Origin of the sequence: Bacteroides sp. D55t1_190419_B8, assembly GCF_015558905.1 — a bacterium.
Taxonomy (GTDB): domain Bacteria; phylum Bacteroidota; class Bacteroidia; order Bacteroidales; family Bacteroidaceae; genus Bacteroides; species Bacteroides vicugnae.
On record NZ_JADMOU010000009.1, the window covers coordinates 142,673 to 157,730 of the forward strand.

At 41.8% G+C, this 15,058-nt stretch carries 12 protein-coding genes and 1 pseudogene; 10 read left to right on the forward strand and 3 right to left on the reverse strand.

Going from position 1 to position 15,058, the window contains the following annotated elements; all coding sequences use genetic code 11:
• Window position 1: 1 nt before the first annotated feature.
• Entirely contained in the window at window positions 2–1,027 is a 1,026-nt protein-coding gene (locus tag I2I13_RS10610; RefSeq protein ID WP_004300618.1) for an AI-2E family transporter, read from the reverse strand.
• 57 nt (window positions 1,028–1,084) lie between these two features.
• A pseudogene (locus I2I13_RS10615) lies at window positions 1,085–1,246 on the reverse strand (ATP-binding protein); the annotation flags it as partial.
• Window positions 1,247–2,095: 849 nt separating this feature from the next.
• Here I2I13_RS10615 and I2I13_RS24645 point away from each other — a divergent pair.
• The 4 genes from I2I13_RS24645 to I2I13_RS10630 are packed head-to-tail and all read left to right on the forward strand — an operon-like array spanning window position 2,096 to window position 6,023.
• Window positions 2,096–2,227, forward strand: a complete 132-nt coding sequence (locus I2I13_RS24645) for a hypothetical protein (protein WP_255299422.1) — start codon at window positions 2,096–2,098, stop codon at window positions 2,225–2,227.
• The gene (locus tag I2I13_RS10620; RefSeq protein ID WP_148364874.1) at window positions 2,227–3,258 is read left to right on the forward strand and encodes a pesticidal protein Cry7Aa; all 1,032 of its coding nucleotides are present in this window, start codon (window positions 2,227–2,229) and stop codon (window positions 3,256–3,258) included. The genes I2I13_RS24645 and I2I13_RS10620 overlap by 1 nt, the downstream gene beginning before the upstream one ends.
• Complete coding sequence (locus I2I13_RS10625) at window positions 3,255–5,447, forward strand: glycosyltransferase (RefSeq protein WP_195649460.1); 2,193 nt, start codon at window positions 3,255–3,257, stop codon at window positions 5,445–5,447. Before I2I13_RS10620 ends, I2I13_RS10625 begins: the two co-directional genes overlap by 4 nt.
• A 33-nt stretch (window positions 5,448–5,480) precedes the next feature.
• Window positions 5,481–6,023: a DUF2500 family protein gene (locus tag I2I13_RS10630; protein ID WP_148364876.1), complete on the forward strand. Its 543-nt coding sequence runs from the start codon at window positions 5,481–5,483 to the stop codon at window positions 6,021–6,023.
• A gap of 406 nt (window positions 6,024–6,429) precedes the next feature.
• Here I2I13_RS10630 and ddlA read toward each other — a convergent pair whose 3' ends face one another.
• Window positions 6,430–7,518: a D-alanine--D-alanine ligase gene (ddlA, locus tag I2I13_RS10635; RefSeq protein WP_195649461.1), complete on the reverse strand. Its 1,089-nt coding sequence runs from the start codon at window positions 7,516–7,518 to the stop codon at window positions 6,430–6,432.
• Between the two features lie 259 nt (window positions 7,519–7,777).
• Between ddlA and I2I13_RS10640 the strand changes: the two genes are divergently transcribed.
• From I2I13_RS10640 to I2I13_RS10665, 6 genes are all read left to right on the forward strand, one after another.
• Window positions 7,778–10,255, forward strand: coding sequence for a carboxypeptidase-like regulatory domain-containing protein (locus I2I13_RS10640; RefSeq protein WP_195649462.1), 2,478 nt, complete (start codon window positions 7,778–7,780; stop codon window positions 10,253–10,255).
• 39 nt (window positions 10,256–10,294) lie between these two features.
• Window positions 10,295–11,371, forward strand: a complete 1,077-nt coding sequence (locus tag I2I13_RS10645) for a sensor histidine kinase (RefSeq protein WP_099147290.1) — start codon at window positions 10,295–10,297, stop codon at window positions 11,369–11,371.
• On the forward strand, window positions 11,368–12,477 hold the full coding sequence (locus tag I2I13_RS10650; RefSeq protein WP_370540820.1) for a sensor histidine kinase: 1,110 nt from the start codon (window positions 11,368–11,370) through the stop codon (window positions 12,475–12,477). Before I2I13_RS10645 ends, I2I13_RS10650 begins: the two co-directional genes overlap by 4 nt.
• Window positions 12,474–13,190 carry a LytTR family DNA-binding domain-containing protein gene (locus I2I13_RS10655; RefSeq protein ID WP_195649463.1) on the forward strand — a complete coding sequence of 239 codons (717 nt, stop codon included), beginning with the start codon at window positions 12,474–12,476 and terminating at the stop codon, window positions 13,188–13,190. The genes I2I13_RS10650 and I2I13_RS10655 overlap by 4 nt, the downstream gene beginning before the upstream one ends.
• A 64-nt stretch (window positions 13,191–13,254) precedes the next feature.
• The gene (locus I2I13_RS10660) at window positions 13,255–13,803 is read left to right on the forward strand and encodes an RNA polymerase sigma-70 factor (RefSeq protein WP_148364879.1); all 549 of its coding nucleotides are present in this window, start codon (window positions 13,255–13,257) and stop codon (window positions 13,801–13,803) included.
• A gap of 85 nt (window positions 13,804–13,888) precedes the next feature.
• Window positions 13,889–15,058, forward strand: coding sequence for a FecR family protein (locus I2I13_RS10665; protein WP_195649464.1), 1,170 nt, complete (start codon window positions 13,889–13,891; stop codon window positions 15,056–15,058).

The window sequence follows — 15,058 nt, forward strand, 5'->3', positions numbered from 1 at the left end:
GTCATCTCGATGGGAGGTTATTTCGCAAGTCGAGATATTCTTTCTTGAACATATCCACAAAAAGAAAGAATAATGAAAGCAACAGCGGACCGAAGATGACTCCCATAAACCCGAATATCGGCAGACCGATGACTACTCCGAAAATAGTGATAAGCGGATGTGTATCCGCCATCTTCTTTTGAAGGATGAACCGGATGAGGTTGTCCGATTGCGATACGACGATAGCCCCATAGCCAAAAAGCCCGATTGCGTTGAACCAGTCTCCACTGATGGCAAGATAAGCGGCTACGGGAAACCATACCAATGCCGTACCTACCATCGGAATGATGGTTGCAAAGCAGGTCAGGAATCCCAGCATCAGTATGTTGGGTGCTCCGAAAAGCAGATAGCCTATCATAGCCACGCCTCCCTGGATGATAGCCAGTAAGGGAATACCGATAGCATTGGAACGGACAATCATATTGATTTCGTGAATGACTTCCTGCGTATTGGTTTCATTAAATGGCAGAATGTCATTGACATAAGCTTCCATCTTTTTTCCTCCAATCAGCATGAAATAAAGCACAAAGATCATGACGAACAGGTTGATGGCAAGGCTGCTGATGCTTTCCATTATAATTTGTCCGATACGGGGAAGTATGGACATGATGAATGACAGCGTATCTTTTCCCAATACATCGTATCCTGTTTTCTCTTTGATGAATTCTGCTACCTGTTGAATAGGTGCAATATAGGTCTGTGGATCCAGATTGATATCTTGTAACTTGTTTGCCACCATCCAGACAGTCAACCCCAAAGGGATAAGAAAGACGAAAATCGTTTCTGCGGTAATCAACAGTGCGCTGATGCTTCGTTTCAGCTTTCGTTTTTCTACCAGATGATTCATCTGTCCGCGTACAAGAATGTAGATGGTGAGTGCTCCCAGCAATCCCCCCAGAAAAGGAGTGATTTGGCGGAAGATGATGACTCCCATAAACAGGATGATGACAATGAGGGAATATTTCCAGTATTGTTCTTTGGTGCTCATATCGTGTAAAATTCGTTTATATGATAATAAACACTCGAAGACCGTGAAAGGTTTGTTTTACAGTGAAATGTCGATATGAAAAACTGTTTTACCGGGACGGCTTTCCAAAATAGACAGATGACCGTTGTGGTTACGGATGATTTGTCGGCAGAGACTTAACCCGATACCGGTTCCTTCAGATTTGGTGGTGAAGAACGGTATGAATACTTTTTCCTGCAGGATAGGTTTCAGCTGGTCGTATTGGGCTAATTGCTGGCACCCCAACAAGGTCAGTGCGGCACTGCGATCTCAAAGCATGGTTCTTTATAGTACCTGTATTGCTGATGCTGTTTATCTCATTTGTGACAGTGGCTTTCCAGACAATGAAAATAATAATGAGCAAACCTGCTCGTTCATTACGATATGAGTAATCTCAGAATCTACTCCATCGGATATTCGTTAATATCCGATGGATTTATGTTAAATGTTAACGAAACTATTACTTCTATTAAACCATGTTATAAGATACGCTGCTTGAGCCTGAGAATTTGGAGATATGCAGAAAGTCCGTATCTTTGCAATGTGTTTTTCATAGTATTAGATTTAAGGTTAACAAAAGATTGGCTGTCTGGGATAGATAGCCTTTTTTTATGCTCTTTTCCAAGCAGAAAGATAGCGTCACTATCCGGTCGGGATGGTTACCCTATCCCATGAATATACCGTCACTATCATAAGTGGATACCGTCACCATGTTTAAAATGAGTTTTTTTCTGTCTTTTCTATTATTCTATCATTCTCATCCTATCGTGAGTTGTCAATAAAATTCCAATATGCTTATTGGTTGGAATGGTAATTTGGTAAAGTGTTGATATTTAACGGCATTTATTGTTTGGATCTTATATGCTATGTTTTTGTACTTATAAGTATTCGTTGGCTACTCATTTGCTACCTTAAATGTACTTTACTGTTATAAAAGAATAATAATCAGAAGTTTATCGTATTACCGAAAATTAATACCGTAACTTGCAGAAAAGGAAATCCCGTCTATTTTATCCCCGAATATAAACTATCCTAAAAAAGAAATGAATTATGAAAGGTCAAGAGAAAAAAAGAGAAGCAAAGAAAGAAAAGTCGGACAAGAAGATTAAAGTACTGACTGATTATCAGAGAGAGAAGCAGAGTAAGAGTGACAAAGGAATGAGTATAATACCAAGGACATAATGGTACATGTAAAAAGGGAAGGTGTTATATTGGAAAGAACTTCGCTTGAGTTTGAGAACGAAGGTGTGATGAATCCGGCAGTGATTGCCGAAGGAAATACGGTGCATATGTTTTATCGTGCAGTCAAAAAAGGAAACTATTCATCCATCGGTTATTGCCGGCTTGAAGGTCCTTTGACGGTGGTAGAGAGGGATGTGGCTCCATTGCTGTTTTCCGAGTTTGAGTATGAGTGCCAAGGAGTGGAAGATCCCCGGATCGTAAAGATAGAGGATCTCTATTATCTCACTTATACAGCCTATGACGGATACAGTGCTGTCGGTGCTCTCGCCGTTTCTTCGGATTTGAGACATTTTGAGAAGAAAGGCATCATTACTTCCCAGATAACCTATCCGCAATTCCGGGAACAGCTTCGTACCCAGCAGGCCATTATCAGTAAATATTTCCGCTCCGGCAATAAACGTGAGGCAACTAACGAGAAAGGGCATCCGCTTTATATGATGGATAAGAACGTAGTGTTCTTTCCCCGGAAAATCAACGGGAAGTTTTATTTTATGCATCGTATTCGTCCTGACATCCAGTATGTGGCGGTAGAGCGTTTTGATATGCTGACGAAAGAGTTCTGGAAAAGATACTATCAGAATTTCGCCAAACGCATCCTGCTGGCGCCTTATCACGATCATGAATCAAGTTACATCGGAGCCGGATGTCCCCCGATAGAGACAAAAGCCGGTTGGCTGTTGATTTATCATAGTGTATATGATACTCCTTCCGGCTATGTTTATTCCGCCTGTGCGGCTTTGTTGGATATAGACAATCCGGCTATTGAAATAGCCCGTTTGCCTTATCCGTTGTTCACTCCCGAGGCAGAATATGAACTGTCCGGTGTAGTCAATAGAGTTTGTTTTCCAACGGGCACAGCCCTGTTTGGCGACACTCTCTATATCTATTATGGAGCAGCCGACAAATATGTGGCTTGCGTGTCAGTGCAACTGACAGAGTTGTTAGATGAATTAATAAAACAAATCAAATGAGAAAAATAATATGTATTACTACTTATCCTCCTCGTGAATGTGGCATAGCCACTTTTGCCCAGGACTTGATCCGGGCTATCCTTTCAAAGTTTGGAGAATCTTACTCCATAAAGATATGTGCAGTGGAGTCCGATACGGAAAAACAGACTTGTACGGAAGACGTCGAGTATGTTCTTGATACGTCGGATATTTCTGCATATGCTACTTTAACCAGACAGTTGAATGAAAATTCTGAAGTTAAAATGGTGCTGGTGCAGCATGAATTCGGATTATATGCAGCGCAGGAAGAAGCTTTTCTGCAAATGTTGCAACAACTTCTCAAACCCGTGATTCTTGTCTTTCATACAGTACTTGCGCAACCTTCACCCGCCCTTTACCGGAGTGTGGGAAGAATGATGGCTACCTGTGCGAATCTGGTAGTCATGACACAAAACTCCCGGGAGATTCTCCTGCGGGATTATCAGGCAGATGGAGATAAAATTACGGTGATTCCTCACGGTACCCATTTAGTATCGTTCAGAGATAAGAGCAAATTAAAAGATTTTTATCAGCTTTCGGGCAGGCGTGTGCTTTCTACCTTCGGGCTGCTCAGTCCCGGCAAAAGTATCGAAACCACATTGGATGCCTTACCGGCCATTGTGAAGACGAATCCTTCTGTGATATTCCTTATTATCGGCAAAACGCATCCGGGGGTACTGAAAGTAGAAGGAGAGAAATATCGTAATCTGTTGGAAGCGAAAATAAAGGAGTTGCATCTGGAAGAACATGTGCTCTTTATCAATCAATATCTTGAACTTCCCGTCTTATTGGAATATTTGCAGTTGACAGATGTGTATCTTTTTACTTCAAGTGACCCGAATCAGGCAGTGAGCGGGACATTTGTTTATGCGTTAAGCTGCGGATGCCCGATTATAGCTACCCCTATTCCCCATGCATTGGAATTGTTGAGTGATGATTCCGGTATCATCTTCGACTTTAAGAATTCGGAGCAGTTGTCCGAAGCTGCCAATCATCTGCTTGCTGATGAAAAGTTGCGGACTCAGATGAAACTGGTCGGTCTGCAGAAGACAGCGGCTACAGCTTGGGAAAATGTGGCTATTGCCTATGCGTCTCTTTTCCAGAAAACGGGCAGGGGGGAAGAGGAACTGATTTACTCTCTGCCTCCCATAGACACTTACCATATCCGGCGCATGAGCCGCCAGTGGGGAATTATCCAGTTTTCGAAAGGAAATCGTCCGGACAGTTCCACCGGCTATACATTGGATGATACGGCACGTGCGTTAATGGCGATGTGTCAGGTGGTTGCTACGGGACAGGGAAAAGTGAAAGAGCGGTATGTCAAGACCTACTTGAATTTTATCCGTTACTGTCAGCAGCCGGACGGCTCTTTTTTGAATTACGTGGATAAAGATGGAATATTCACTTCGCAAAATGAGGAAGTGGGACTGGACGATAGTAATGGACGGGCTGTTTGCGCTTTGGGATATTTTATTTCTTGTGCCGGGCATTTTCCCGCTCCGTGGAAAGAGGAGGCGGAAGCTATTCTCAAGCGTACCTTCCAACGGTTCGACCGGATAGAGTCTCCCCGTAGCATTGCTTTTATGCTCAAGGGATTCTACTATTATAGCCGTGAATGTCCTTCGGCGCAGACCGATGCGTGCATCTGGCTGTTGGCCAATAAACTGGCGCAGATATATCGTCGAACGGCAGAAGTGCATTGGCGATGGTTTGAGGCATATCTCACTTATGATAATGCCATTTTGCCGGAAGCAATGTTGTTGGCCCATCTGGCTATTGGCAGAGAGGAGTATAAAGAAATAGCCCATGAATCTTTCGAATTCTTATTGAAAAAAGTATTTGTAGGCAATCGTATTCAGGTGGTTTCCAATCAGGGATGGATGCACAAAGGGAAGAGCAGTCATGGATTTGGAGAACAGCCCGTAGACGTGGCGGGCATGGTGATTGCTCTGAAGACCTTTTATCAAGTATTTAAGGACGAAAAATATCTTCGTATGCAAAAAGATGCTTTCAACTGGTTTCTGGGCAATAACCATTTACATCAGATTGTTTACAATCCTGCTACCGGTGGTTGCTATGACGGACTGGAAGAAAATAACATCAATTTGAATCAGGGAGCGGAATCTACCGTTTGCTATTTGATGGCACGACTGTCTCTTTTATCTGACTAATTCTGTATATTTGCAGGCATAAACTGCAATGTTATGAAATCGGTATTTATTAAGGTGCTTCGTGTACTGATGCTTTTTATAGTTATTATTTCGTGTGCTGTCGGTTACGTTGTTTATGAAGATACGTTGGCCAGTTGGTGGATACCTGTCGGAGTGGCTTTAGTGATTGCTATTCTTACACTTCCTCTTTATAAAAAGTGGACATGGTTGACGGCAGGAAGTGATAAAACCCTCAATCTGCTTTGCCATGTGGTTTGTGTGGGAGCTGTCAGCTATGCATTGTTTCTGGTGGGAAACTATTGTCTGGCGGATCCTGCTTCCACGCAGGATGAAAAAGTTATCGTGCAGAAGAAACTTCAGAAGACGTATAAGAAGACACGCCGGGTAGGTAAGCGGCGTTATGTGTCGGATGGTGTGCGTAAGGAATACTATCTACAGGTGGCCTTTGAGAATGGAACTGTGGAAACGTTGCACGTATCACTCTCTACCTATAATAAGACCCGGCAAGGCAAAACAAAGACACTGACTTTGCAGAAAGGATTCTTCGGGCTTCCAGTGATAACGAAAGGACTTTAAAATATAATTGCTGCAAGAACTTCCGGAACTGTTCTCTCTTGCAGTCTGTGAAGGGGAAAAGAGATTCCGGTGTGGAAACCGGATCGGAAAGGCTAGACAATAATATAATATATACTATAAATCTTTTCATTTATAGATATATTTTAAAAAGAGATCTATCATACTTATTCCTTTGATAATTAGAATAATATTAAAATGAATGGTGGTATGATAGATCTTTTTTTACTATGTAATATTTAGCTCATCCATACGGAAATGAACTGTTTAGGATACGGTTGTATTGAGTAGCTCATTCTTTTCAAACCAATAGTTTTTTATATCATATTAAAAATAGAACATTCAGATTGAAAAAGGTGTATGACTTTTCTGGTTGATTTTTATTCTTCATGTCAATAAAGTCTTGTATTTATTTTATATTTATTGAGAGTTTTCTATCACGTTCGTTCTTTTGTAAGGCCAGAGAAATTAATTTCGTAATTAAGTCCGTATAAGAAACTCCGGAATGTTCCCATAGCTTAGGATACATACTGATTTCAGTAAAACCGGGTAATGTGTTTATTTCATTCAGTACGAATCTATTATCATTTGTAAGGAAGAAGTCGACTCTTGCCATACCTTCACAACAAATAACTTTGAAAGCCTTGACAGCACAACTCCTGATAGATTCCGCTATGTGACTATCTATCCGGGCTGGTATCTGTAAAGTTGCTCCGGTGGAACTGATATATTTGGCATCATAAGAATAAAAATCTTTTGTGGCGACAATCTCCCCAACGACCGATGCCCGTATGTCCTCATTACCCAGCACTCCACATTCTATTTCTTTTCCGATAACAGCTTCTTCTATAAGAATTTTATTGTCAAACAGGAATGCGGTTGATAGGGCTGTCTTATACTCGTCTTTGTCCGTCACTTTACTGACACCCACTGACGAACCGGCATTAGCGGGTTTTACAAAAAGGGGAAGCCCTAATGTTGACGATATTTCTTCAAAAGAGTACTCTATAGGATTCTGCTTATATAAGGTAAAAGAAGCTGCAACAGGAATATCGGCGGCTTTCAACAGTCGTTTCGTTACATCTTTGTCCATTGCAATGGCCGAACCTAGTATATCAGGACCGACAAAAGGTACATTCATAGATTTAAGAACTCCTTGCAATGTACCGTCTTCTCCATACGTGCCATGTATAATAGGAAATGCAGCATCAATACTTGCTAAAGTGCTGTTAGTTTCTTTGCTTATAATCTCAATCTTTTCTTTCGAATGAGATAGATAGACACTTGTTGCATGAGCGAAATAATCGTTCTTTGTTAAATTAATATCAAATTCATCATATTGCGGATTATAGAACCATTCTCCTGATTTGTCAATGCCAATTAAGAGAGGGATGAACTTCGTTCTGTCTATGGCATTGAAGATATTGGTTGCCGACTTTAATGAGACTTCGTATTCGGCAGATTTACCACCGAAAATAATAGCAATAGTTGTGTTCATAAGTTATTTGCGATAAAAATGGATGCGAATTTAGATGAAATAAATGAATTTGTATTCATAATACATCGTGATTTTGTCGTGTAAATATGAATTAATTGTTTATCCTTCTGTTCCGAAAGGAGAGAAAAAGTCGTAAAGAGAATAATAAAGTCTTGCTAATCCCGTATTTTGTCTACAAACAAGCTGTGTTCGTCTCATTGGAAAAATAAGTGATGTCCTATCCTTTATCTTCGTGTCGAAATAGAAAACAGAATAAGTCATGAAGATGAATAAAACTATGTTGCTGGAAGAAGTAGCACTCCGTTCGGGAGTATCAGTAGATGAATGCGGAGTAGTACTTAAAACCTTAGAAAGAGTTTTAAGTGAGGAGCTCACGTGGAAAATGTATCGTTATGGAGGATGGATATTGTTATTAATTGCTTTATTTGTGTCCGTAGCTGCTTTCGGGCAGACGGCAGAGCGTAAAGGACGTCCGGTGCAGACGATTCGCGGGATTGTAGTAGACGGAGATTCGAAATATCCTATACCGTATGCGACTGTGAAATTGTCAGATAAGGAAGGGGTAGGGACGACAACGGACAGTCTCGGACGTTTCACCCTTCCGCAGGTCCCTGTCGGAAGACATACGGTAGAAGCAGCGTTCATGGGGTATGAACCCGGCATTTTCAGAGAAATATTGGTGACTTCCGCTAAAGAAGTCTATCTGGAAATCCCTCTGAAAGAGAGCGTGAACGAACTGAATGAAGTAGTGATCCGGGCACGGACAAACAAAGAGGAAGCGATGAATAAAATGGCTACCACCGGGGCGCGTATGTTGAGCGTGGAAGAAGCGAGCCGTTACGCAGGCGGGTTTGACGACCCTGCACGTCTGGTTTCCGCTTTTGCCGGAGTGGCACCCAGTGTTTCATCCAATGGCATTTCCATTCATGGCAATGCGCCCCATCTGCTGCAATGGAGACTGGAAGATGTTGAAATCCCCAATCCGAATCATTTTGCCGATATCGCTACGTTGGGCGGAGGAATCCTTTCTTCCCTTAGTTCGCAAGTGCTCGGAAATTCCGATTTCTTCACCGGAGCTTTTCCGGCTGAATATGGAAATGCCGTATCCGGCGTGTTCGATATGAAGCTGCGCAACGGTAACAATCAAAAGAATGAAAACACGATTCAGGTGGGAATCATGGGGATTGATGTTGCTTCCGAAGGCCCGTTGAGCAAGAAGCATAAGGCATCTTATATCTTCAATTACCGTTACTCTACCACCGGACTGCTGAATCTTGACGGAGGGACAATGGATTATCAGGACTTGAACTTCAAGCTGAACTTCCCGACAAGGAAAGCCGGAACATTCTCCGTCTGGGGAACCAGCCTGATAGATAAGTTCAAAAGCGACATGGAACGTGACACAGAGAAATGGGAGTATCTGGGTGACCGTAGCGAATCGAAAGACAAACAGTATATGGCAGCCGGAGGTATCAGCCACCGTTATTTCTTCAATAATGACGCATCATTGAGAACGACCGTTGCCACCACCTATTCGCAACTGGACGGAGGGGCATCTTTGTTCAATCATGCTTTGGAGTCCACTCCCTATATGGATCTCGAGTCGAAACATACGAACCTGATACTGACGACCACTTTCAACCGTAAATTCAGCAACCGGTTTACCAATAAGACAGGATTTACCTACACCGCTATGTTTTATGATATGAATCTGTCCATTGCTCCTTATGAAGCCCAATCACTGGAAACCGTATCTCAAGGCAACGGCAACACCAGCCTGATTTCCGCCTACAACAGCTCTTCCGTAGGATTGGGCGAACGGTGGACACTGAATGCCGGTATCTACGGGCAGTTGCTGACGTTGAACAACAAATGGTCTGTCGAACCCCGTGTGGGACTGAAATGGCAGACTGCTCCGAAAGCTACCTTTGCGCTTGCTTACGGTATGTACAGCCGCATGGAGAAAATGGATGTCTATTTCGTGAAAATGAAAGGGACGGAAAATAAGTCCGTCAACAAAGACTTGGATTTTACTAAGGCACAGCACCTCATGTTGTCCTTCGGTTACAAGATTTCCGACCGCATGAATCTGAAAATAGAACCTTATATCCAGTTCCTTCACGACGTACCTGTAATGGCAGACAGTTCGTACTCCGTACTCAACCGCTCCGACTTCTACGTAGAAGATGCATTGGTCAATAAAGGAAGAGGGCGTAATGTGGGAATTGACATCACCCTTGAACGTTTTTTGGAGAAAGGACTTTATTACATGATTTCGGGCTCTTGGTTCGACTCCCGTTACCGCGGTGGAGACGGTGTATGGTATAACACGAAGTTCAACCGTAATTATGTCATCAACGGACTGATTGGCAAGGAATGGATGCTGGGACGCAACAAGCAGAATATCCTTAGTGTCAACCTGAAACTGACTCTGCAAGGAGGCGACCGCTATTCTCCTTTCGATAGGGAAGCAACGATGAATCATCCGGACAAGGAAGTGCAGTATGATGAAACGAAAGCATTCTCCAAACAGTATTCGCCCATGTTTATCGGTAATTATACAGTCAGTTATCGCATTAACAAACGGAAAGTATCTCATGAATTTGCCGTGAAGGGACTAAACTTTACCGGAGCAAAAGAACACTACGGGCATGAATATAATGTGAAAACCGGGAAAATAGATGCGACTGATGGTTCTACGGTATTGACAAATGTGAGTTATAAACTTGAATTCTAACTGGAAAAGTTCTATCTTCGTCTTTTAAATATAAAATGAATGATAACTGAAACTGCTACGGCAAGTAAAGAATCCACCTTATTGTACCGATTTCTCACAAGCCCGGAGCTTCGATGGGGGCGTTATCTGCTGCTTATTGCCATATTAAGTGTGATTTCCTTAAATCAGGTCTTTATTATTTTTATAGACTACCGGGAGGTATTGGGGGGATGGGTTTATGTGTTTACCTTTTTGTACCTGCTCGCCTATCTTGCCGTGATCTATCTGAATCTTTTTCACTTATTTCCGCAATATTTGCTGAAAAGACGTTATCTGGTTTATCTGTCACTGCTCTCTGCGGCCATGATAGCCGCACTCGTAATGCAGATGGTAACGGAATATACTGTTTTCTCAAATTGGCCGGAGCTTCAGGTGCGGAAATATTACTTCTCGCTACCTATGATAATGGATTATATTTCTTCCTTCTTGCTGACCACGCTCTGCATGATAGGAGGGGCGGTGACGTTGCTTTTGAAAGAGTGGATGGTAGACCATCAGCGTGTCTCGCAAATGGAAAAAGCCCATGTGCTGTCGGAAGTGGAGCAGTTGAAGGAACAGGTGAGTCCCGAACTCCTTTTCAAGACACTGCATCGTGCGGGACAACTCACGCAGGACGATCCGGAAACAGCCTCGAAGATATTGATGAAATTAAGCCAGTTGCTCCGTTATCAACTTTATGATTGCAGTAGGGCCAAAGTTTTGCTTGGCAGTGAAATTACTTTCCTTACCAACTACCTGACATTGGAACAGAATTTTCAGCCTCGGTTCAGCTACTTGTTTACTTCGGAAGGAGACGTGAACCGGATGTTGGTTCCGCCCTTGCTTTTCGTTCCTTTTGTGAAACATATAGTGGAGCAGATAAGTGAACAGCAGGTATCGGCTCCTGTTTCTTTGAATATCCATCTGAAAGCGGAACAGGGCACGATACGGTTTACTTGCCTTTGTCCGGAAGTCAATCTGTCGGCGGATAGAGGGCTGGAACAAATCAGACAGAGATTGAACTTGCTGTATGGCAATCGTTACGGGCTATTATTGACGGAATGTAGTATACAACTGGAACTGAAAGGAGGCGAATGATGGGATGGAAAGAAGATGATAAAGGCAGGACGGGCAGAAACCGGAATGATAAAAGCATAAAAGAGTTGACAGTCCCCTCTTTTCTGTTGAGTCCTCATTACAGGATATACAGGCATTTGCTGTTACAGGCGGTGCTCTTGTTGATTGCCATCAATGTTTTTGGGTATGAGCCTTTGCAGGGTGTTTCCCTCTGGCGTCGTTTGGGAGGATGCTTTGTGTATTTTGCATCAATGAACATAGTGATATATGTCAATTTATATTTATTGGTTCCCTGTCTTTTGCTGAAGAATCGTTGGGGGAGGTATGTGCTGGCGGCTTTAGCTACAAATATAGCAGTGATTATCTTTCTTTCGGTTACTCAAGGATTGCTTTTCGAGGTGATTCTGCCGGGTAATCCTGATCCGTATACAACTGCTATCAATGTGATTTCCGGGTTGCTCACTATCGGATTTCTCACGGCAGGTTCCACGACAATATCTCTGTTTACCCATTGGCTTCGCTACAATCTGCGCATTGACGAACTCGAGTCCACTACTTTGCAATCCGAACTGACATTTCTCAAGAATCAAATCAATCCGCATTTCCTTTTCAATATGCTGAATAATGCCAATGTCCTGATAAAGAAAAGTCCGGAAGAAGCTTCCAAAGTACTTTTCAAACTGGAAGATTTGCTACGGTATCAGATTAATGACAGTTCGCGTGAAAGAGTTTCGTTGGCTTCGGATATCCGTTTCCTGAATGACTATCTGAATTTGGAAAAGATACGCCGTGACAATTTCCAGTTTACGTTGAGGCAGGAGGGAGAAGTGGATTCCATTTGGATTCAGCCTTTATTATTCATTCCTTTTGTGGAAAATGCGGTGAAACATAGTTTTGATAGTGAGCATTCTTCGTATGTCCATGTCTTTTTTAAGGTGGATGCTCACCGGTTGGAATTCCGGTGTGAGAATTCTAAACCGGCTGTTGCAGTCCGGCAGGGTAAAGTCGGTGGAATCGGACTTGCCAATATTCAGCGTAGGTTAGGATTACTGTATCCTGAACATTATAAGTTGGAACAAAAAGAAGATGAAAATCTCTATTCTGTAATTTTAAGTATAACATTATGAATTGTATCATTGTAGATGATGAACCCTTGGCACGTGAGGCCATGAAGTTATTGATAGACGAACTCGATAGCCTCCAGTTGATAGGCAGTTTTAACAGTGCTGCAACTGCTTCCGACTTTATGGAGCAACAGGCAGTCGATCTGGTTTTTCTGGATATTCAGATGCCCGGGATTACAGGAATAGAGTTTGCCCGTACGATTTCCAAAAAGACACTGGTTATTTTCACCACAGCTTATACAGAATATGCGTTGGATAGCTATGAAGTAGATGCAATCGACTATCTGATCAAGCCTGTCGAAGCGGAACGTTTTCAAAAGGCAGTGGATAAAGCGTTATCCTACCATTCTCTATTATTGAAAGAAGAGAAAGAAGCTATCGAAACGATTGTTGCCGCTGAATATTTCTTCGTAAAGGCAGAACGCCGGTATTTCAAAGTGAATTTCTCCGATATTCTTTTTATTGAGGGATTGAAAGATTACGTCATTCTTCAACTGAACGACCAGCGTATCATTACTCGCATGAGTCTGAAAGCTATATTCGATTTATTACCCAAATCTGTTTTTTTGCGGGTGAATAAATCCTATATAGTCAATACCGATCACATCGAATCATTTGACAATAATGATATATTTATAAAATCGTATGAAATTGCTATTGGTAATAGTTACCGGGACGACTTTTTTGAGGGTTTTGTAATGAAACAAAGATTGTGATTTTTCATTTTTGTTTGGTTACATAATTTTCAAATGGTATATTTGTAACCAAAATAAAGAATACGTGATTGGCACAACAGACTATATTAGTATTAAGTTAACTGATGAGACGCAGTTTCGTTCTATATTCGACAAATATTACATATCTCTATGTATGTTTGCTAATCAGTATGTCGAAAATGATGCATTAGCGGCTGATATTGTTCAGGAGTGCTTTGTGAAGTTGTGGCAGTTGCGCGATGATTTCATGTATGTGCATCAGATTAAATCATTCCTCTATACGTCAGTACGCAATAAATCTTTGAATGAATTGGAGCATACCAAGGTAATGAACGAGTATGCACAGAAAGTTTTGGAAATGAGTAAAGATTCTTTTTTTCAAGACAAGGTCATAGCAGAAGAAAGTTACCGGATATTGGTGGAGGCCATTGAAAAACTGCCACCACAAATGAAAAGCATTATGCAACTGGCGCTTGAAGGAAAAAGCAATCCGGAAATTGCTGAAACACTGAATATTTCCGGCGAAACGGTACACTCCCAGAAAAAGATTGCCTACCGTAAATTACGTGTATATTTGAAAGACTATTATTACTTGGTTTTTTACTTTTTATAGTTTCTTTTTAAAAAAAACATTTTCAATACACCCTGATTTTCAATTCACCTGTTTTAGTATAAACAACGATTAAAACATGTGAATTATGATAAACCAACATTTCTATATTGCAAAACTCATTGCCAGATACTTATCTGATGAAATTGGGGAAGAGGAACAGGCGGTATTGACCCGGTGGAGAAATGAATCACCCGAAAACGAACGCCTTTTTCAGGAAATCTGCAAAGAAGAGAACATAAAGCAGAATATGCAGAAGCGGCAAACTTTCCATGCAGAGGACGGATGGGAGGGAGTGCAAAGAAAAATCCAACGCCATCGGTTCAGAAACCGGATATTGAATATATGTAAATATGCTGCCATTTTCATCTTTCCGGTGGCTATTGCTACTGTTGCAATATATAAGAGCGGTAATGAACCCCAGCCGTTATCTCAAGCAACGGAGCAAATTGTTCCGGGTGGTAAGAAAGCCGTTCTTATTCTGGATAATGGAGAAGCAATTGATTTGAAGTCCACCTCCGGTGTGGAATTGAAAGAAAAAGACGGTACAGTCATTCAGGTGGATTCTATAGCATTGAATTATCAGCAGGCTCCCGCCCGGACATCCGAGAAACTTGCATATAATAAGGTAAATGTTCCTCGTGGTGGTGAATATCAGCTGACGTTGAGCGATGGAAGTAAAGTACAGTTGAATTCCATGAGTTCCATTCGGTTCCCTGTTCAGTTTGCACAGGATCGCCGTTTGGTAGAACTGGAAGGAGAGGCCTATTTTGAAGTAAGCAAAACCGGACAGCCTTTTATCGTGCAAACCAAAGGGATGAAAATAGAAGTATTAGGAACTACTTTTAATATATCAGCTTACCCAAACGAAGAATATCAGACTACACTTGTCAGCGGTTCTGTAAAAGTACAGACTGAAAATGGAAGTAACCGGATTTTGAAACCATCGGAACAGGCTTGTATTACTCCGGGCAGCAACCAGATCAATGTACGCAATGTAGATACTGCATTTTATACTTCATGGATACATGGAAAGATCAATTTCAAAGATCAGCGGTTGGATGACATCATGAAAACTCTTGCCAGATGGTATGATATGGATGTAGTCTATGAGAATGAGGTGACCAAGGAGTTACGCTTCGGTTGCTATGTTAACCGCTATAATGAGATTACCCCATTGGTGAAATTGTTGGAGCAAACGGGTAGAGTAACTGTCACAGTAGAAGGAAAAACTATCAAAATATTCACTAATCATTAA

Coding starts and splice junctions, on each gene's coding strand:
- I2I13_RS10610 (WP_004300618.1), bottom strand. CDS start 1,027: ATGAGCACCAAAGAACAATACTGGAAATATTCCCTCATTGTCATCATC.
- I2I13_RS24645 (WP_255299422.1), top strand. CDS start 2,096: ATGAAAGGTCAAGAGAAAAAAAGAGAAGCAAAGAAAGAAAAGTCGGAC.
- I2I13_RS10620 (WP_148364874.1), top strand. CDS start 2,227: ATGGTACATGTAAAAAGGGAAGGTGTTATATTGGAAAGAACTTCGCTT.
- I2I13_RS10625 (WP_195649460.1), top strand. CDS start 3,255: ATGAGAAAAATAATATGTATTACTACTTATCCTCCTCGTGAATGTGGC.
- I2I13_RS10630 (WP_148364876.1), top strand. CDS start 5,481: ATGAAATCGGTATTTATTAAGGTGCTTCGTGTACTGATGCTTTTTATA.
- ddlA (WP_195649461.1), bottom strand. CDS start 7,518: ATGAACACAACTATTGCTATTATTTTCGGTGGTAAATCTGCCGAATAC.
- I2I13_RS10640 (WP_195649462.1), top strand. CDS start 7,778: ATGAAGATGAATAAAACTATGTTGCTGGAAGAAGTAGCACTCCGTTCG.
- I2I13_RS10645 (WP_099147290.1), top strand. CDS start 10,295: ATGATAACTGAAACTGCTACGGCAAGTAAAGAATCCACCTTATTGTAC.
- I2I13_RS10650 (WP_370540820.1), top strand. CDS start 11,368: ATGATGGGATGGAAAGAAGATGATAAAGGCAGGACGGGCAGAAACCGG.
- I2I13_RS10655 (WP_195649463.1), top strand. CDS start 12,474: ATGAATTGTATCATTGTAGATGATGAACCCTTGGCACGTGAGGCCATG.
- I2I13_RS10665 (WP_195649464.1), top strand. CDS start 13,889: ATGATAAACCAACATTTCTATATTGCAAAACTCATTGCCAGATACTTA.